A 17,726-nucleotide genomic window follows, 5' to 3' on the forward strand; every position below is an offset into this window, starting at 1 on the left:
CGGCCGAACCACGTCGTACGGCCACGTCGGACCGGGTAGGCATGGGGGGTGATCTCACCACCTCCTACGGCGAGCTACCGCCTGCAACTACAGCCCTCGTTCACCCTCGCGGATGCCGCGGCGGCCGTCCCGTACCTGGCCGCACTGGGCGTCTCGCATCTGCACCTCTCCCCACTGCTGGAGGCGACACCCGGTTCCACCCACGGATACGACACGGTCGACCACACCCGGATCAGCGAACAGCTGGGCGGCGAGCGGGCCTTGCGCGCGCTCGCCGCCACCGCCGCCCGGCACGGGCTGCGCCTGATCGCCGACATCGTCCCCAACCACATGGCCGTGCCGGTGCCGGAACGGCTCAACCACCCGCTCTGGCAGGTACTCCGGGACGGCCCCGAGTCGCCGTACGCGCACTGGTTCGACATCGACTGGGCCGCCCAGGGCGGCCGGATCCTGCTGCCGGTGCTGGGCGACCGGCTCGGCGCGGTGCTGGACCAGCTGAAGGTCGACCAGGACACCCTGCGGTACTACGACCATGTCTTCCCGCTGCGCCCGGGGACCGAGCGGCTGCCGCTGCCGCAGCTGCTGGAGCGTCAGCACTACCGGCTGGCCTGGTGGCGGCTGGCCGACACCGAGCTCAACTACCGCCGGTTCTTCACCATCAACGACCTGATCGCGCTGCGGGTGGAGGACCACGAGGTCTTCCACGCCACCCACGCCGTGCTGCTGCGGCTGCACGCCGAGGGCGTGCTCGACGGCTTCCGGGTGGACCACCCGGACGGGCTGGCCGACCCGCGCGGCTACCTGAACTGCCTGGCCAAGGCCAGCAACGGCGCCTACACCGTGGTGGAGAAGATCCTCACCGGCCAGGAGCGGCTGCCCGGGGACTGGGCGTGCGCGGGGACCACCGGCTATGACGCGCTGTCCCACATCGACGGCGTGCTCACCGACGGCCCCGGGGTGCTCCGGCTGACCGAGCTGTACAGCCGGTACACCGACCTGCGCGGCACCGCGGCCGAGGCGGCGCGGCTGGGGCGGGCCGAGATGACCGTCCCGCACGGCGAACTGGCCGCCGAACTGAACCGCCTGGTCCGGCTCGCCGAGCGGATCTGCGCCGAGGAGCCGGCGCTGGCCGACCACGCCCCGCTGGAGGTCCGCACCGCGCTGTGCGACCTGTTCACCCACTACACGGTCTACCGGCCCTACCTCTCGCCGGCCGAACGGACCATAGTGACCCCGGAGTCCACCAAGCAGTTCGTCGAGCTGCTGACCCAGGGCCACCTGGGCTCCAGCCCCGCCAAGGAGGAGTTCCGCACCCGCTTCGCGCAGACCGCCTCCGCGGTGGCGGCCAAGGGCGTGGAGGACACCGCCTTCTACCGCTGGCACCCGCTGCTCTCGCTGAACGAGGTGGGGTGCGACCCGGCCCACCCCGGGCTCGACCCGGCCGACTTCCACCAGTGGTGCGAGCACATCCAGCGGCACTGGCCGCTGACCATGACCGCGCTCTCCACCCACGACACCAAGCGCAGCGCGGACGCCCGGGCCCGGCTGGCCGTGCTCGCCGAACTGCCCGAGCGCTGGGCGGCCGAGTGCGCGGCCTGGTCCGAGCTGGCCGGCGGCCTGCCCGACCGCAACGCCGAGTGGCTGCTCTGGCAGACCCTGGTGGCCGCCTGGCCGATCGATCCGGAACGGCTGGTGGGCACCCTGCTCAAGTCGGTCCGCGAGGCCAAACTGCTGACCAGCTGGACCTCCCCGGACCCCGGCTACGAGGCCACCGTGGCCGACTACGCGCGCGGCGTCCTGGCCTCGCCCGAACTCGTCGAGCGGATCGCGCGGTTCGTGGCCTTCCTGGAGCCGTTCGCGCAGTCCAACAGCCTCTCGGCCGCGCTGCTCCAGCTCACCATGCCGGGCGTTCCCGACCTCTACCAGGGCTCGGAGAAGCCGCTGTACACCCTGGTAGACCCGGACAACCGGGCCCCGGTGGACTTCGCGGCCGCCGAGGAGGGCCTTGGCGACTTCGCCCGCCGCAAGCTCCACCTCACCCGGACCGCGCTGCACCTGCCCCGGCCGCTGGGCGAGTACCGGCCGCTGGCCTCCGATCCGCACCTGGTCGCCTACCAGCGCGGGCCGGACTTGACGATCATTGCCACCCGTCTGCCGTTCGCTCTCGCCGAGCGCGGTGAGCAGGCTACGCTCGATCTCCCCGGCCGCTGGCGCGATCTGCTGACGGATCGTCAGTTCACCGGCACGGTCGGGACCATCGCCCTGCTCACCCGGGAGTCGCCGTGAAGTACCAGGTCTGGGCCCCGTCCGCGGGCCGCGTCGAGGTCGAGGTGGACGGGGCCGCCCACCCACTGACGCCGGGCGAGGGCGGCTGGTGGCACGGCGAGGCGCCGGCCGGGCAGGACTACGGCTTCCGGCTGGACGGCGGGCGGGCGCTGCCGGACCCGCGCTCGGCCCGCCAGCCGTACGGTCCCGACGGGCTGAGCCGGCTGGTGGACCACGGCGCCTACCCCTGGTCGGACGGCGCCCGGCACGGGCGTCCGCTGCCCGGTGCGGTGATCTACGAGCTGCACGTCGGCACCTTCACCCCGGCCGGCACCTTCGCGGGGGCCGAGGAGAAGCTGGACCACCTGGTCGAGCTGGGCGTGGACTTCGTGGAACTGCTGCCGGTCTGCCCGTTCCCCGGCCGCTCCGGCTGGGGCTACGACGGCGTCTCGCTCTGGGCCGTGCACGAGCCCTACGGCGGCCCGGACGGGCTCAAGCACTTCGTGGACGCCGCCCACCGCAAGGGCCTGGGGGTGATCCTCGATGTGGTGCACAACCACCTCGGCCCCTCCGGCAACTACCTGCCCGCCTTCGGCCCGTACTTCACCGACCGGCACCAGACGCCCTGGGGCTCGGCGGTCAACCTGGACTCGGCCGGCTCCGACGAGGTGCGCGCCTACCTGCGCGAGAGTGCCCTGACCTGGCTGCGCGAGTACCGGATCGACGGGCTGCGGCTGGACGCGGTGCACACCCTGGCCGACGACCGGGCGGTCCACTTCCTGGAGGAACTCGCCGACGCGGTCCACCGGTTGGGGGCCGAGCTGAACCGGCCGCTGTTCCTGATCGGCGAGTCGGACCTGAACAGCCCCCGGGTCACCAACCCCGCGCAGGCCGGCGGCTACGGGCTGAGCGCGCAGTGGAGCGACGACTTCCACCATGCGCTGCACGCCGCCGCGACCGGCGAACGGCAGGGCTACTACGCCGACTTCGGGCAGGCCCCGATGGCCGCGCTGGCCCGCACCCTGACCCGGGGCTGGTTCCACGACGGCACCTGGTCCTCGTTCCGCGGCCGGCACCACGGCCGGCCCTTCCCGCAGGCGCACGGGCACCGGCTGCTCGGGTACTCCCAGACGCACGACCAGATCGGCAACCGGGCCGTGGGCGACCGCCTGACGGCCAGTCAACTCGCGCTGACCGCTGCGCTGGTGCTCACCTCACCGTTCACCCCGATGCTCTTCATGGGCGAGGAGTGGGGCGCCGGCACCCCCTGGCAGTACTTCACCGACCACACCGATCCGGGCCTGGCGGAGGCGGTGCGCCAGGGGCGGCGGCGGGAGTTCGAGGCCTACGGCTGGACGGCCGAGGAGGTGCCGGACCCGCAGGACCACGGCACCGTGCGGCGCTCGACGCTGGACTGGAGCGAGCCGCGTGGCGGCGAGCACGCGGAACTGCTGGGCTGGTACCAGCGGTTGATCCGGCTGCGGCGCGAGCATCCGGCGCTGATGGATCCCGATCTGGCCGCCGTCCGGGTGGACTTCGACGAGGCGGCCGGACAACTCACGGTGCACCGGGGCGAGTTCCGCGTCACGGTGAACTTCGGTGAGAAGCCCGGCGACCTGCCGGCGGGCACCTTGGTCGCGAGCTGGGGCGAGGCGGGCGCCGGCCGCCTCGGCCCGCGCTCGTGCGTGATCACGCGGGTGGCAGGAAGCTGACGATCCGCGCGCGCAGGCCGGCCGCGTCCAGGCCGTAGGCGGCCAGGTGCTCGTCCATCGACCCGTAGTGGCGGTGCTCCTCGCGCGGGACGCCGAGGCCCAGCACCCGGTGCGGGAGGTCGGCGAGGGCCTGGTGCGCCTCGTTGCCGGAGGTGCCGGCCAGGTAGGGCTCGACCAGCACGACGTCGGTGGGACCCGCCGCGCGCAGCGCGGCGGCGTCGAACGGCCGCACCGAGGCGGCGTACAGGACGGTGATGTCCAGCCCCTCGGTCGCGGCCAGCACCGCGTCCAGCATCGGGCCGACCGCGACGACCGTCGCCTTCGACCCCTGGCGCACCGCCAGGAACCGGCCCGGCTCGACCGGGCGCGGCTCGGTGTTCTGGTGCGCCGACAGGCGGACGTACACGTTCTTGTCCCCGTCGCCCACCGCGTGCCGCAGCAGCGCCTCGGCCTCCTCGGGGTGCCCGGGGACGTGCACCGTCCAGCCCGGCAGCGTGTCGAGCAGCGCCACGTCCCCCGGGCTCATGTGGGTGCGGCCACCCGCCGGCCAGTCGTACGAGCCCGCCGCGCTGACCAGCACCGCGCCCACGCCCTGGTGCCCGAGGTCCAACTTGATCTGCTCGAAGGGCCGCTCGATCAGGAAGCTGGCGAAGGTGTGCGCGATGGGCCGCATCCCGGTCAGCGCCAGGCCGCCGGTCACCCCGATCAGCAGCTGCTCGCGGATGCCGACGTTGAGCACCCGGTCGGGGTGCGCGGCGGCGGCCTCGGCCAGGCTCGCCGCGCTGATGTCGGCCAGCACCAGCGCGGTGCGCGGGTCCTGGTCCAGCAGCTCGGTCGCGACGGTGATGAAGCGATCCCGCATGGTGTCCATCTCTCGGTCTCCCCTGCTCAGTTCTTCGGCTGCTCAGTTCTTCGGCTCGACGCGGGCGACCACGGCGTGCGGCCGGCCCGGATGCTCGGTGCTGAAGGCGGCGTACAGCGCCTGGTGGTCGCGCCCGTCGACGGTCACCGCCGACCAGCCGGCCGCCTCGAAGCGGGCCGCGATCCCGCCCGTCCAACCGTGCGTGGCCGAGGAGTTGTCGATCACGACGGCGTGCAGCCGGTCCAGGGCGACCGCCCCGGCGTAGGCGACGGCCTCGTGGTTGCTGCCCTCGTCGAACTCGGCGTCCCCGAGCAGCGTCCAGACGGCCGGCCCGGTCAGCCCCTGGGCACGCAGCCCGAGCGCGGTGCCGACGGCCAGCGGCAGGCCGTGCCCGAGCGAGCCGGAGCCGATCTCCACGCCCGGGATCAGCGTGCGGTCGGGGTGGTGGCCCAGCGGCGAGTGGTAGCCGCCGAAGCCGTCCAGCCACTCCTCGGGGAGCAGGCCCTTGGCCGCGAGCACCGCGTAGTAGGCCATCGGCCCGTGGCCCTTGGAGAGCAGGAAGCGGTCCCGCCCGGGATCAGTGGGGTCCGCCACCCGCAGCACCCGCTCGTAGAGCACCCAGAGCGCGTCGAGGGTGGAGGTGGCCGCCGGGCCGTGCTTCTCGGCTCCGGTCATCCGGCCCATCAGGCCGGGCAGTTCCGCGTAGGTCTTGATCACGGGACCAGCCTGCAACCTCAAGTCGACTTGAGGTCAAGTCCTAGAATCCCTCCCATGAACGCCCGACTCAGCATCGGCGAACTCGCCGCCCGCAGCGGCCTCGCCCCCTCCGCCCTGCGCTACTACGAGGAGCTCGGCCTGATCCACGCCGAACGCACCGCCGGCGGCCACCGCGTCTTCGCCCGGCAGATGCTGCGCCGGATCGCCTTCGTGCGCGCCGCCCAGACCGTCGGCCTCTCGCTGGAGGAGGCCCGTGCCGCGCTGGCCGGCCTGCCGGTGGACCGCTCCCCCACCGTCGCCGAGTGGCAGCCCGTGGCCACCACCTGGCAGGCCCGGATCGACGAGCAGATCGAGGACCTGCGCCGCCTGCGCGACCGCCTCACCGGCTGCATCGGCTGCGGCTGCCTGTCGCTCGGCAAGTGCGTCCTCTACAACCCCGGCGACGTCCAGGGCGCCGAGGGTCCGGGCGCGCGCAAGCTGCTGCCCGCGCGGCGCCCGCCCCGGAGCTGATGCTTCGTATTCCATCGAAGGTGGGGTTTAGCTCAACTCCCCGTTACCGGCTGCCGATGCTCAGGGCGGAGCGAGACCCCGATCGCGGGGCTCGCCGCACTCGGTCAAGGAGACGCAGATGACGCGAAGCAAGCTCGTCCTGGGCGCCGGCGCACTGGCGATGACGCTGGCTGCCGGCGTGGGCTGGACGGTGCAGGCCAGCGCCGACGCCGCCGGCGCCGCGCAGCAGAGCAAGCCGGCCGCAACCCGCGCGGTCGACGGCTACCAGCTGATCAAGCTGGACAACGCCAACGTGGGCAACTTCCAGCGCCGCACGGTCTACTGCCCGAGCGGCAAGAAGGCCATCGGCGGCGGCGCCGAGGCCCGGGGTAACGACTCGGTCCTGAACGGCAGCTTCCCGACCGACGACGGCAACGGCTGGATCGGCATCGGCCACCAGCCCGGCTCCGACAACGTGGGCATCAGTGTCTTCGTGATCTGCGCCTACACCAACTGACCCGGCCGATCGGCCGCGGGGCGGCAGCAGCCGGCGCTGCCGCCCCGCGGCCTGGGGCCTGGGGCCTGTCGACCTCAGCCGGCCGTCGAGCCGAGCAGCCGCCACACGTCCTTGACCCGGTCGGCCAGTTCCTCGATCGAGCCGTTGTTCTCCACCACCAGGTCGGCCACCGCCAGCCTCTGCTCGCGGCTCGCCTGGGCCGCCATCCGGGCACGGGCCTCCGGCTCGGACATCCCGCGCCGCTCGACCAGCCGGGCCAGCCGGACCTCCTCGTCGGCGTCGACCACGATCACCTGGTCGAAGAGGCGCTGCAGCCCGTTCTCGGCGAGCAGCGGCACGTCGTGGACCACGATGGCGTCGGGTTCGGCCGCCGCCTCCAACCGCGCCGAGCGCTCCCGGACCAGCGGGTGGACGATCGCGTTCAGCGCCGCCAGCCGCTCGGGGTCGCCGAAGACGATCGCGCCGAGCGCGGGCCGGTCCAGCGCACCGTCCGGGCCGAGCACGCCGGGGCCGAACTCCTCGACCACCGCCGCGAGTCCGGGTGTGCCGGGGGCCACCACCTCACGGGCGATCAGATCGGAGTCGATCAGCACCGCGCCGTAGGAGACCAGCAGGTCCGCGACCGCGCTCTTGCCCGCCCCGATGCCACCGGTCAGTCCGATCTTCCGCATGGCGGCAGACTACACAGCGTCCAGCTCCAGGCCGGCGCCAGGCTGCAGGTAGGAGTACGGTGCGCCGGTGCCGGGCCCGTGCTCGCCCAGCCAGCGCTCGCCGATGCCGCGCCCGATCTCGCTGAGCACCGCGTCGTGGATGCCCAGCACCCTGGTCGGCCTGACCTCCCGCACGTAGTCGATCAGTTCGCCCACCTTGTTCCAGGGGCCGGCCATCGGCAGCAGCAGGGTCCGCACCGGGTGCTCGGGCACGGTCAGCGCGTCCCCGGGGTGGAAGAGGGCTCCGCCGCCCAGCAGGAAGCCGATGTTCCCGACCTGCGGGGCGTCCGGATGGATGACGGCGTGCCACTCGCCGTGGACCGAGACGTCGATCCCACCGACTTCGAACGCGTCGCCCGCGCCGACCACGGTGACGGCGGCGCCGAGGCCGGCCAGCTGGTCGGCGACCGCGCGGTTGGTCCAGATCCGCAGGCCGGGGTTGGCGGCCAGGGCGGCGCGGACCTGGTCCTCGGTGAAGTGGTCGAAGTGCTCATGGGTGATGAGCAGCGCGTCGGCGCCCGCCACCGCCTCGGGTTCGGTGAACATACCGGGGTCGATGACCACCGTGGTGTCGTTCTGCTCGATGCGGACGCACGCGTGTCCGAACTTGGTCAGCCTCATGGCAGAAACAGTACAGCAAGGCTGAACAGTTCTGCTGTACATATTTTCGTTACAGTGGACCTATGAGCAGCACACCCTCCCCCGACCCCGACCCCTCCCCTGACCTCGCCCCCGCCTCGCTCCAGCTGGCCGCCGACCTGCGGGCCACCCTCGGCGACCTGGTCCGCCAGGTGCGGGACGCCGCCTCCGCGCTGCCGCAGAGCCAGCTGGGCGCGCTCGGCTGGCTGGTCCGCGAGGGCCCGCACACCACCGCCGAACTGGCCGACCGCCAGCGGGTGCGCCACCAGTCGATGGCCCGCACCGTCACCCAGCTGCTCCAGGCCGGCCTGATCCGGCAGGAGCGCCACCCCACCGACGGGCGCAAGCTCGTGCTGACCGCCACCGCGACCGGCCGGGCCACCCTGGCGGACCAGCGCCGGCGGCGCGAGAGCCACCTGGCCGAGGCGATCGAACGCGAGCTGACCGAGGCGGAGCGGCTCACCCTGCGGCAGGCCGTCGACCTCCTGCGACGGATCAGCTGACCCAAGAGTCACCTTTGCGCCCACCACGCGTTAGCAGGACGCACTGTCCGTCCAGCCCTAAGGACCTCGCGTGATCTCCCTGCGCAACTCCCTGCTCGTCGCCGCCGCCCTCTGCGGCCTGCTCCTCACCGGAGCCGGCGCCGCCGCGGCCTGCGACTCCGCCAACCTCGGCGGCGCGCTCAACTCCGGCTTCGGCAACGCCTGCGTCAACGGCGAGTGAGCCCCGGCTCAACAAGATTCGGCTCGACCAGCTCCGACTCGGGCTTGCGCGGGCCGGGCACCGAGGCGCCGGCGGCCACCTCCAGCGGCGGCAGCGCCACGTGCTCGCGCAGCCCGAACCGGGCGTAGAGCTTGCGCAGCGGCGCGGGCGCCCACCAGTTGAACTCGCCGAAGAGCGACATCATGGCCGGCACCAGCAGGCAGCGCACCACGGTGGCGTCCACCGCCACGGCCACCGCCAGCGCGATGCCCATCTCCTTGACCATCAGCATCTGCCCGGCCGCGAACCCGGCGAAGACGATCACCATCAGCAGCGCCGCCGAGGTGATGATCCGCCCGCTGCGCTGCAGTCCCAGCTGCACCGACTGCTTGCAGTTGTAGCCCTGGTCCCGCAACTCCTTGATCCGCGCCAGCAGGAAGACCTCGTAGTCCATCGAGAGTCCGAAGGCGAAGGCGAAGACCAGCACCGGGATGAAGGTCTCCAGGCCCCCGGTCGGCGTGAAGCCGAGCAGCCCGCTGAGCCAGCCGTGCTGGAAGACCATGGTCAGCGCGCCCAGCGAGCAGCCGAGCGAGAGCAGGTTCATCAGCAGGGCCTTGACCGGCATCACCACCGAGCCGGTCATCAGGAAGAGCAGCACCAGGGTGCCGACCGCGACCAGCCCCAGCGCCCACGGCCCCCGGTCGGCCAGCTCGTGCTGGAAGTCGACCACGCTCGCCGCGTCCCCGGTGACGTAGGTGGTCAGCCCGCCCCGGTCCGCGCGCAGCTCGTCCACCACCTGCTTGGCCTGCCCGCCCTGCGGGTCGCCCTGCACCAGCACCTCGACGGTGCTCAGGTCGGGGCCGACCGGCTGCACCGCCCGCACCCCGGCGACCCCGGGCAGCTTGGCCACCACGTCGTCGGCGTAGTGCGCGGCGGCCGGCTCGGCGGCGCGCACCACCACGGTCACCGGCGCGGGGGCCAGCTGCGGGAACTCCTGCGCGATGGTGTCCGACACCTGGCGCCCGGCCGAACTGGTGGGCAGCACGGCGGCACCGGTGGAGCGCATGTCGGCGTTCAGGAACGGCGCGCCGGCGGCGGTCAGCAGCGCGACGCAGATCAGCGCGACCGGCACCGCGCGGCGCTGCACCCGGCGCACCGTGCGGGCGAAGAAGCCCTCGTCGGGCTCGGCGTGCTTGGGCGGCTTGATCCGGTGCCCGGCGAAGCCGAGCAGCGCCGGCACCAGGGTGAGCGCGGCGAGCACCGCGATCACCACCACGCTGACCCCGGCGGCGGCCACCGCCCGGAAGACCGGGCTGGTGAAGACGAAGAGCCCGCTGAGCGCGACCGCGACAGTCAGGCCCGAGAAGGCGACGGTGCGCCCGGCCGTCGCGGCCGTCCGGTCGACGGCGGCGGCGATCTCCGCGCCGCGCCCGCGCTCCTCGCGGAAGCGGTTGACCATCAGCAGCGCGTAGTCGATCGACAGGCCCAGGCCCAGCACGGTGGCGATCGGCAGCACCGTGGTGTCGATGTCCATGATCTGGCTGAAACCGAACATCGCCAGCAGTGCCCCGCCGACCGAGGCGACCGCGCCGATCACCGGAAGACTGGCCGCGGCCAGGCCGCCGAAGACCAGCACCATGACGATCAGTGTCAGTGGCAGCGTGACGATCTCGCCGAATTTCGTGTCCGACTGGGTCTGCGCCTTGACCTCGTGCTGCAGCACCAGGTCGCCACCCACGGTGACGTGCGTGCCGGGCGGCTGCATCGCGGTGAGCAGCTGGCTGACGGCCTGCTGCTGCGCGGTGTTCGCGTCGGCGGTCATCCGCACGTTGATCACGCTGGAGGCACCGTCGGCGGCGCGCAGCGCCTGCTGACCGTTCTGGTAGGCATCCGAGACCGAGAGCACGCCGGGCAGCTTCGCCAGGTCCTGGGCGGCGACGGTGACCGCGTCGCGCACCACCGGGGTGTCCACCGGCTGCCCGGCGACCACGGCGGTGACCGTGCCCGAGGACGGGTCGGCGGCGGCGACCAGGTTGCTGCCCTGGACCGACTCGTAGCCGCCGGAGGAGGTGTTGGTGACCGAGCCCTCGAAGACCCGGCCGCCGATCAGCACCCCGAGCGCGAGCACCGCCACCCAGAAGGCGAGCACCCAGCGCCGGTGGCGGTGGCAGAAGCGGCCGAGCGAGGCCAGCTTGCCGGGAGCGACAGCGGCCGATGAGGGTGAAGCAGCGGAAAGGCGCATCAAGCGGAAGGCCTAGCGTGCGGGGCGAGGATGCCCGACGGGCAACTCATCCCACGCTAGGTGTTCCGTCCTAAAACACCCATAAGATCGCGATGAGCGCCTTATCACACCAAAGCGACATTGCTGACGGAACTCGGGCAGAACATGACAGTGGGCCCCCATCCGGTCACCCGGATGGGGGCCCACTCAGTTCAACTCACACCGAGTTGCGCTGTGCGATCAGCTCTGGCCGCCGGCCAGCTTCTCGCGCAGGGCAGCCAGCGCCTCGTCCGAGGCGAGGGCGCCGGCGCCCTCGTCGCTGGAGGAGGAGTAGTTGCCACCGGCAGCGGCGGCAACCGCGTCGCCACCCTCGGCAGCGGCCTCGGCGTCGGCCTCGCGGCTCTTGATGACCTGGGCCTGGTGCTGCTCGAAGCGGGCCTGCGCCTCGGCGTACTGGCGCTCCCACTCCTCACGCTGCTTCTCGTAGCCGGGCAGCCAGTCGTTCGCCTCGGGGTCGAAGCCCTCGGGGTAGATGTAGTTGCCCTGGTCGTCGTACGAGGCAGCCATGCCGTACAGGGTCGGGTCGAACTCGACCGAGGCCGGGTCGGCACCGAGCGACTCGTTGGCCTGCTTCAGCGAGAGGCTGATGCGACGACGCTCGAGGTCGATGTCGATGACCTTGACGAAGATCTCGTCGCCGACCTGGACGACCTGCTCCGGGATCTCCACGTGGCGCTCGGCCAGCTCGGAGATGTGGACCAGACCCTCGATGCCCTCGTCCACGCGGACGAACGCACCGAACGGAACCAGCTTGGTGACCTTACCCGGGACGACCTGGCCGATCTGGTGCGTACGGGCGAACTGCTGCCACGGGTCCTCCTGGGTCGCCTTCAGCGACAGGGAGACGCGCTCGCGGTCCATGTCAACGTCGAGAACCTCGACGGTGACCTCCTGGCCGACCTCGACAACCTCGGACGGGTGGTCGATGTGCTTCCAGGACAGCTCGGAGACGTGGACGAGACCGTCGACGCCGCCCAGGTCCACGAAGGCACCGAAGTTGACGATCGAGGAGACGACGCCGGAGCGCACCTGGCCCTTCTGCAGGGTGGTGAGGAAGGTCTGGCGGACCTCGCTCTGGGTCTGCTCCAGCCAGGCACGGCGGGACAGGACCACGTTGTTGCGGTTCTTGTCCAGCTCGATGATCTTGGCCTCGAGCTCCTTGCCCACGTAGGGCTGCAGGTCGCGCACGCGGCGCATCTCGACCAGCGAAGCCGGCAGGAAGCCACGGAGGCCGATGTCGAGGATGAGACCACCCTTGACGACCTCGATGACGGTACCGGTGACGATCCCGTCCTCTTCCTTGATCTTCTCGATCGTGCCCCAGGCGCGCTCGTACTGCGCACGCTTCTTGGACAGGATCAGACGACCCTCCTTGTCCTCCTTCTGGAGAACCAGGGCCTCGATCTCGTCGCCGACCTTGACAACCTCGTGGGGGTCGACGTCGTGCTTGATCGAGAGCTCGCGGGAGGGGATGACACCCTCGGTCTTGTAACCGATGTCGAGGAGCACCTCGTCACGGTCGACCTTCACGATGATGCCCTCAACGATGTCGCCATCGTTGAAGTACTTGATGGTCTCGTCGATCGCCGCGAGGAATGCTTCCGCGTCGCCGATGTCGTTGACCGCAACCTGCGGGGTGGTGCTGACAGAGGTGTCGGTGGGGCTCGTCATTAGGAAAAGGGCTCCGGTACGGACATGAAGTCGTAGGTAATGCCACGCGGGGGCCCGGTTCGCTCCCACCGAAAGCCGGACAGCCAAGAACACGGCCCACTTACCCTCAACTTCAAGGAAGTGTCCGTCTTGCGACCGTGGGGTCTTCGACAGATGCGAGCGCGACCTGCTCCGTCCGAGGCGCACAGGCCCGCAGCGCAACTTGTAGCATACGGGGACAGCCAGGCACGGTCAACGCCGAAGGCGACGAGACCGTCCAGGCCGGTATGGATCAGGCCATATCCTCCAACTGCGCACCTCACGCGACCTGACCGGCCGACGTGGGGAGTGGCAGCCACAGGGGCCCGGCTCCCCGGATGCCACCGCCTGATCCCGTCCCCGAAGGGCCGGCGCCAGGCAGCGACGCTTTCCGCAGCCCCTACCCTACGCGAGGCGCATGATGACCGTTGACACCACCCCTGGCAAGTGGACGCCGGACCCGGACGGTGACGACGACGTCGCGCTGCGCCGCGAGGCCGCGCCCGAGGAGAGCAGCCGGGCTAGCCGGCACTGGTGGGACCGCAACGCCGACGAGTACCAGGACGAGCACGGAGCGTTCCTCGGCGACGACCGCTTCACCTGGTGCCCCGAAGGCCTGGACGAGGCGGACGCCCGGCTGCTGGGCGGCGCGGACGAACTGGCCGGCCGCGACGTGCTGGAGATCGGCGCGGGCGCGGCGCAGTGCTCGCGCTGGCTGCGCGCGCAGGGCGCCCGCCCGGTGGCGCTCGACATCTCGCACCGGCAGCTGCAGCACTCGCGCCGGATCGACCTCTCGCGCGGGGACCGGCCCGTCGCCCTGGTGCAGGCGGACGCGGCGGTGCTGCCGTTCGCCGACGGCTCCTTCGACCTGGCCTGCTCGGCCTACGGCGCGGTGCCGTTCAGCGCGGACACCGCCGCGCTGATGCGCGAGGTGCACCGGGTGCTGCGGCCCGGCGGGCGCTGGGTCTTCTCGGTCACCCACCCGATCCGCTGGGCCTTCCCGGACGAACCGGGGGCGGCCGGGCTCACCGCGACCGCCTCCTACTTCGACCGCACGCCCTACGTCGAGCAGGACGAGCAGGGCCGGGCCAGCTACGTCGAGCACCACCGCACCCTGGGCGACCGGGTGCGTGAGCTGGTGGCGGCCGGGTTCACGCTGCTCGACCTGGTGGAGCCGCAGTGGCCGGAGGGCCTGGAGCAGGAGTGGGGCGGCTGGAGCCCGCTGCGCGGGCGGCACATCCCGGGGACGGCGATCTTCGTCTCGCGCCGGGGCTGAATACTGGGGCGGTGAACCTCGACCTGCCCGTCCGCAGCGCACTGCCCGCGCTGGCCGCCGCCCTCGACGAACGCGGCGTGGCCGTGCTGGCCGCACCGCCCGGCACCGGGAAGACCACGCTGGTGCCGCTCGCGCTGGCGGGGCTGCTCGACGCCGCCGCGCCACAACGCCACGTGCTGGTCGCCGAACCGCGACGGCTCGCGGTGCGGGCGGCGGCGCGGCGGATGGCCTGGCTGCTGGGCGAGCGGGAGGGCGCCCGGGTCGGCCACACCGTGCGCGGGGAGCGGGTGGTGGGGCCCGACACGGTGATCGAGGTGGTCACCACCGGCGTGCTGCTGCAGCGCCTCCAGCGCGATCCCGAACTGCCCGGCGTGGACGTGGTGTTGCTGGACGAGTGCCACGAGCGGCACCTGGACGCGGACACCGCGCTCGCCTTCCTGCTGGACGTGCGCGAGACGCTGCGCCCCGAACTCGCGGTGCTGGTCGCCTCGGCCACCTCGGACACCGCGGCCTGGGCCGAACTGCTGGGCGACGCACCGGTGGTGGCGGCGCACGGGATCGCCCACCCGGTCGAGGTGGTGTGGGCGCCACCGCCGACCGCCGTCCGCCCGCCGCAGGGCACCCGGGTCGACGCCGCGCTGCTGGAGCACGTCGCGGCCGTGGTGCGCCGGGCGCTGGCCGAGCGGGCCGGCGACCTGCTCTGCTTCCTGCCCGGGGTCGGCGAGATCGCCCGGGTGGCCGGGCAGCTCGGCGGCCTGCCGGAGGTGGAGGTGCTCCAACTGCACGGGCAGGCCCCGGCCGCCGTGCAGGACGCGGCGCTGACGGCGGGCGGGCGCCGCCGGGTCATCCTGGCCACCTCGGTCGCCGAGTCCTCGCTGACCGTGCCGGGCGTGCGGATCGTGGTGGACAGCGGGCTGGCCCGCGAGCCGCGCACCGACCACGCGCGCGGACTGGGCAGCCTGGTCACGGTGCGGGCCTCGCTGGCGGCCGGCCGCCAGCGGGCCGGGCGGGCCGGGCGCGAGGCGCCGGGGACGGTCTACCGGTGCTGGGCCGAGGTGGCGGACGCCCGCGCCCCGCGCTTCCCGACCCCCGAGATCGCGCTAGCCGACCTGACCGGCTTCGCACTGCAGGCCGCCTGCTGGGGCGACCCGCAGGCGAGCGGGCTCGCACTGCCCGATCCGCCGCCGGCGGGTGCCCTGGCGGCCGCCCGGCAGACGCTGCTCGCGCTCGGCGCGGTGACACCCGACGGGCGCGCGACCGAGCGCGGGCGCCGGTTCGCGCGCACCGGCCTGCACCCGCGGCTGGCGCGTGCCCTGCTCGATGGCGCCGCAGAGGTGGGCGCCCGGCGCGCGGCGGAGATCGTCGCGCTGCTCTCCGAGGAGCTCCCCCGCGAGCTCGGTGACGACCTGGCGGCCGCCTGGCGCGCGGTGCGCGACTCCTCGACCCCGTACGCGGCGCGCTGGCGGCAGGAGGTGCGGCGGCTGCGGGCCCAGGTGACCGCGCCCGAGCGCGGGCGTGAGCGCGAGCCGACCGACCAGGCCGCCGCCGGACTGCTGGTCGCACTGGCCCACCCGGAGCGGGTCGCGCGGGCCCGGGGCGGCGCCTTCCTGATGGCCTCCGGCACGGCCGCCGAGACCGCGCCCGGCTCGGCGCTCGGCGGCGCCCCCTGGCTGGCCATCGCGGTCGCCGACCGCCCCGCCGGCGCGGCCTCGGCGCGGGTGCGACGGGCGGTGCCCATCGACGAGCAGACCGCCCGCACCGCCGCCGCGCACCTGCTCACCGAACGGGACGAGGTGCGCTGGGCCGTGCCGCCCGGCAGCCGGCGCGGCGAACTGACGGCCCGCCGGCTCACCGCACTGGGCGCGCTCGAACTGGACGCCGACCGACTCACCCGCCCCGATCCGACACTGGTGCGGGCCGCACTGCTGGAGGGCCTGGCCCGCGAGGGCGTCAGCGAGCTGCTGCGCTGGCCGGAGGGCGCGAGTTCGCTGCGCGCCCGGCTGGCCTTCCTGCACCACGCACTCGGCGCCCCCTGGCCGGACGTCAGCGACCAGGCGCTGCTGGCCGCCGCCGAGCAGTGGCTGGAACCCGAGCTCTCCCGGGCCCGCCGGCGGGCCGACCTGGAACGCCTGGACACCGGCTCGGCCCTGCAGCGCCTGCTGCCCTGGTCCACCGGCGAGGCGGGCCGCCTGGACGAGCTGGCCCCCGAGCGGATCACCGTCCCCAGCGGGTCGCGGATCCGGGTCGACTACTCGACCGAGCGCCCGGTGCTCGCGGTCAAGCTCCAGGAACTCTTCGGCTGGGCCGCCACCCCCGCACTGGCCGGCGGCCGGGTCCCGCTGACCATCCACCTGCTCTCCCCCGCCGGCCGCCCGGCCGCCGTCACCGGCGACCTGGCCAACTTCTGGCGCGAGGGCTACCGCGCCGTCCGCGCCGAACTGCGCGGCCGCTACCCCCGCCACCCGTGGCCCGAGGACCCGACCACGGCGGAGCCCACCCGGCGGGCGAACCAGCGGAAGTGACGGACCGTCAGGGAATCGGCGGGTACTGGGTCGGCAGCGGCGGCTCGCTGAAGGGGCGGGCGGGGGGCGGGGGTATCGGAATGGCAGTCTGGACCGGGTCGCAGGTCATGATCACGCCGGCCGCGTTCCTCGCGCAGGTGGCCGTCGAGTGGGCGGGTGTGCCGCCATCGCCGGTGTACGCGGTTCCCGGGGAGACGTCCGCCAGCGGCGTCGACGAAGCCCTCGGCGCGGATGGCTTCGGGACCTGACTGGGGGCCGTCGCCGTGCGCGGCTTGGGCTTGGCACTGGTCGCCGGCGGCTCGGCGGGCGCCGATGTCCTGGTCGGCGGCGGCGTGGTCGAGGGCGACGTCACAGGCGAGGGGCTCTCGCTGGGCAAGGCCGACGGCGCCGGCGACGCAGCAGCCGACGGCGAGGCCGAGGCCGTCGGCGCAGCGCTGCTCGCCGCCGGAACCGGCGCCGGGTGGGCCGCACGGGAGGACCCCGTGCCCGCCGCGAGCCAGCCGGCACCACCGACCAGCACCAGCACCCCCGCCGCGACCGCGAGCACACCGCCCCGGCGCCCGGCGAGCCGCCCGGCCAGAGCCCGCATCACCCCCCGGTCCCCGTCCCCGGTCTGCTGTTCGTCCTGCTCCATCGGTCCGTCCTCGCACCCGCCCACCAAGATCAGGACCGGATCCTAACGGGCGGAACCGACCCGGCGCGCCAACCGCCGGCGCCCCACCGCCGACCGGCCCTCTACGCTGGGGCGAGTCGGCTCTGGAGGACAGATGTACGCGCACCATCTCGACCTGGTCGAGGAAGCCCGCAGGATCGCGCCGAAGAACATCAAGGTCGAGTTCTCCGGCGAGCTGATCATCATGCAGGCCTCGCCCTCGGGCATCCACCAGCGCAACCTCGCCCTGATCCAGCGCCAGTTCGAGGCGCACGCACCCGAGGGCTACCTGGCATCCGGGAACTCCGATCTGTCGTCACCCGCGGTCGGCAAGCTCCGCAACCCGGACCTGACCTACCTCCCCGAGGACGCGATGGCGACGACGGAGAACAGGATTCCCGCCGAACTCGCCCTGATCGCCGTCGAGATCGTCTCCCCCTCGAACCCGGAGAACGACTGGGAGGGAAAAGTCCGGGACTATCCCCAGATGGGGATCCCCGCCTACCTGATCGTCGACCCCGGGCAGAAGACCGTGACGCTGCTCAGCGAGCCCGAGAACGACCGCTACCGGCTCCGGGAGGACGCCGCCTTCGGGGAGTCCGTCCACATCCCCGAGCCCTTCGGCTTCGTCCTCGACACCACCGGTCTGCTGCCGTACTGACCATGGCCGGCCGCCGGGCTCCGCACGGAACC

Annotated in this window: 17 protein-coding genes; 11 read left to right on the forward strand and 6 right to left on the reverse strand. The window is 73.1% G+C overall.

The genetic code is table 11. The features are described 5' to 3' along the window. Window positions 1-48 precede the first annotated feature (48 nt). Entirely contained in the window at window positions 49-2,286 is a 2,238-nt protein-coding gene (treY, locus tag OG403_RS09840) for a malto-oligosyltrehalose synthase (protein ID WP_329563234.1), read from the forward strand. After that, window positions 2,283-3,977, forward strand: coding sequence for a malto-oligosyltrehalose trehalohydrolase (gene treZ / locus OG403_RS09845; protein ID WP_329563236.1), 1,695 nt, complete (start codon window positions 2,283-2,285; stop codon window positions 3,975-3,977). The genes treY and treZ overlap by 4 nt, the downstream gene beginning before the upstream one ends. Here the strand turns inward: treZ and OG403_RS09850 are convergent. Both OG403_RS09850 and OG403_RS09855 read right to left on the reverse strand, forming a co-directional pair. Beyond that, window positions 3,955-4,848, reverse strand: a complete 894-nt coding sequence (locus OG403_RS09850) for a transketolase family protein (RefSeq protein WP_329563238.1) — start codon at window positions 4,846-4,848, stop codon at window positions 3,955-3,957. The two genes, treZ and OG403_RS09850, sit on opposite strands and share 23 nt — an antisense overlap. A 33-nt stretch (window positions 4,849-4,881) precedes the next feature. After that, window positions 4,882-5,523, reverse strand: coding sequence for a transketolase (locus OG403_RS09855; protein ID WP_329572219.1), 642 nt, complete (start codon window positions 5,521-5,523; stop codon window positions 4,882-4,884). Window positions 5,524-5,610: 87 nt separating this feature from the next. Between OG403_RS09855 and soxR the strand changes: the two genes are divergently transcribed. Both soxR and OG403_RS09865 read left to right on the forward strand, forming a co-directional pair. After that, window positions 5,611-6,066 (forward strand): redox-sensitive transcriptional activator SoxR, encoded by a 456-nt coding sequence (gene soxR / locus OG403_RS09860; protein WP_329563240.1) that lies wholly within the window; start codon window positions 5,611-5,613, stop codon window positions 6,064-6,066. Window positions 6,067-6,184: 118 nt separating this feature from the next. Beyond that, window positions 6,185-6,562: a hypothetical protein gene (locus OG403_RS09865; protein WP_329563242.1), complete on the forward strand. Its 378-nt coding sequence runs from the start codon at window positions 6,185-6,187 to the stop codon at window positions 6,560-6,562. A 74-nt stretch (window positions 6,563-6,636) separates the two neighbouring features. On the opposite strand, the gene coaE is transcribed toward OG403_RS09865, so the two are convergent. Then, complete coding sequence (gene coaE / locus OG403_RS09870) at window positions 6,637-7,233, reverse strand: dephospho-CoA kinase (protein ID WP_329563244.1); 597 nt, start codon at window positions 7,231-7,233, stop codon at window positions 6,637-6,639. Window positions 7,234-7,242: 9 nt separating this feature from the next. Further along, window positions 7,243-7,893, reverse strand: coding sequence for an MBL fold metallo-hydrolase (locus OG403_RS09875; protein WP_329563247.1), 651 nt, complete (start codon window positions 7,891-7,893; stop codon window positions 7,243-7,245). A gap of 62 nt (window positions 7,894-7,955) precedes the next feature. Between OG403_RS09875 and OG403_RS09880 the strand changes: the two genes are divergently transcribed. Both OG403_RS09880 and OG403_RS09885 read left to right on the forward strand, forming a co-directional pair. Continuing rightward, a complete protein-coding gene (locus OG403_RS09880) occupies window positions 7,956-8,414 on the forward strand; it encodes a MarR family winged helix-turn-helix transcriptional regulator (protein ID WP_329563249.1) in 459 nt (152 codons plus the stop codon). Between the two features lie 70 nt (window positions 8,415-8,484). Next, window positions 8,485-8,634 (forward strand): hypothetical protein, encoded by a 150-nt coding sequence (locus OG403_RS09885; RefSeq protein ID WP_329563251.1) that lies wholly within the window; start codon window positions 8,485-8,487, stop codon window positions 8,632-8,634. Here the strand turns inward: OG403_RS09885 and OG403_RS09890 are convergent. Next, a complete protein-coding gene (locus OG403_RS09890) occupies window positions 8,621-10,855 on the reverse strand; it encodes an MMPL family transporter (protein ID WP_329572221.1) in 2,235 nt (744 codons plus the stop codon). The two genes, OG403_RS09885 and OG403_RS09890, sit on opposite strands and share 14 nt — an antisense overlap. A gap of 219 nt (window positions 10,856-11,074) precedes the next feature. Further along, window positions 11,075-12,565 (reverse strand): 30S ribosomal protein S1, encoded by a 1,491-nt coding sequence (rpsA, locus tag OG403_RS09895; protein ID WP_329563253.1) that lies wholly within the window; start codon window positions 12,563-12,565, stop codon window positions 11,075-11,077. 439 nt (window positions 12,566-13,004) lie between these two features. On the opposite strand from rpsA, the gene OG403_RS09900 reads away from it, so the two are divergent. The 5 genes from OG403_RS09900 (at window position 13,005) to OG403_RS09920 (ending at window position 17,694) form a co-directional block, all read left to right on the forward strand. Further along, window positions 13,005-13,859: a class I SAM-dependent methyltransferase gene (locus OG403_RS09900; RefSeq protein ID WP_329572223.1), complete on the forward strand. Its 855-nt coding sequence runs from the start codon at window positions 13,005-13,007 to the stop codon at window positions 13,857-13,859. An 11-nt stretch (window positions 13,860-13,870) separates the two neighbouring features. Beyond that, the gene (hrpB, locus tag OG403_RS09905; RefSeq protein WP_329563256.1) at window positions 13,871-16,381 is read left to right on the forward strand and encodes an ATP-dependent helicase HrpB; all 2,511 of its coding nucleotides are present in this window, start codon (window positions 13,871-13,873) and stop codon (window positions 16,379-16,381) included. After that, the gene (locus OG403_RS09910) at window positions 16,378-16,629 is read left to right on the forward strand and encodes a hypothetical protein (protein WP_329563258.1); all 252 of its coding nucleotides are present in this window, start codon (window positions 16,378-16,380) and stop codon (window positions 16,627-16,629) included. Before hrpB ends, OG403_RS09910 begins: the two co-directional genes overlap by 4 nt. Before the next feature lie 24 nt (window positions 16,630-16,653). Next, window positions 16,654-17,061: a hypothetical protein gene (locus tag OG403_RS09915; RefSeq protein WP_329563259.1), complete on the forward strand. Its 408-nt coding sequence runs from the start codon at window positions 16,654-16,656 to the stop codon at window positions 17,059-17,061. Between the two features lie 87 nt (window positions 17,062-17,148). Next, on the forward strand, window positions 17,149-17,694 hold the full coding sequence (locus OG403_RS09920; protein WP_329563261.1) for a Uma2 family endonuclease: 546 nt from the start codon (window positions 17,149-17,151) through the stop codon (window positions 17,692-17,694). The last annotated feature ends 32 nt before the right edge of the window (window positions 17,695-17,726 follow it).

Source organism: Kitasatospora sp. NBC_01266 (genome assembly GCF_036242395.1).
Classification (GTDB): Bacteria; Actinomycetota; Actinomycetes; order Streptomycetales; family Streptomycetaceae; genus Kitasatospora.

Excerpts from the sequence above, each read along its gene's own strand:
- OG403_RS09850 (WP_329563238.1), bottom strand. The coding sequence starts at position 4,848 with ATGGACACCATGCGGGATCGCTTCATCACCGTCGCGACCGAGCTGCTG.
- OG403_RS09855 (WP_329572219.1), bottom strand. The coding sequence starts at position 5,523 with ATGGGCCGGATGACCGGAGCCGAGAAGCACGGCCCGGCGGCCACCTCC.
- soxR (WP_329563240.1), top strand. The coding sequence starts at position 5,611 with ATGAACGCCCGACTCAGCATCGGCGAACTCGCCGCCCGCAGCGGCCTC.
- OG403_RS09865 (WP_329563242.1), top strand. The coding sequence starts at position 6,185 with ATGACGCGAAGCAAGCTCGTCCTGGGCGCCGGCGCACTGGCGATGACG.
- coaE (WP_329563244.1), bottom strand. The coding sequence starts at position 7,233 with ATGCGGAAGATCGGACTGACCGGTGGCATCGGGGCGGGCAAGAGCGCG.
- OG403_RS09875 (WP_329563247.1), bottom strand. The coding sequence starts at position 7,893 with ATGAGGCTGACCAAGTTCGGACACGCGTGCGTCCGCATCGAGCAGAAC.
- OG403_RS09880 (WP_329563249.1), top strand. The coding sequence starts at position 7,956 with ATGAGCAGCACACCCTCCCCCGACCCCGACCCCTCCCCTGACCTCGCC.
- OG403_RS09890 (WP_329572221.1), bottom strand. The coding sequence starts at position 10,855 with ATGCGCCTTTCCGCTGCTTCACCCTCATCGGCCGCTGTCGCTCCCGGC.
- rpsA (WP_329563253.1), bottom strand. The coding sequence starts at position 12,565 with ATGACGAGCCCCACCGACACCTCTGTCAGCACCACCCCGCAGGTTGCG.
- OG403_RS09900 (WP_329572223.1), top strand. The coding sequence starts at position 13,005 with ATGACCGTTGACACCACCCCTGGCAAGTGGACGCCGGACCCGGACGGT.
- OG403_RS09920 (WP_329563261.1), top strand. The coding sequence starts at position 17,149 with ATGTACGCGCACCATCTCGACCTGGTCGAGGAAGCCCGCAGGATCGCG.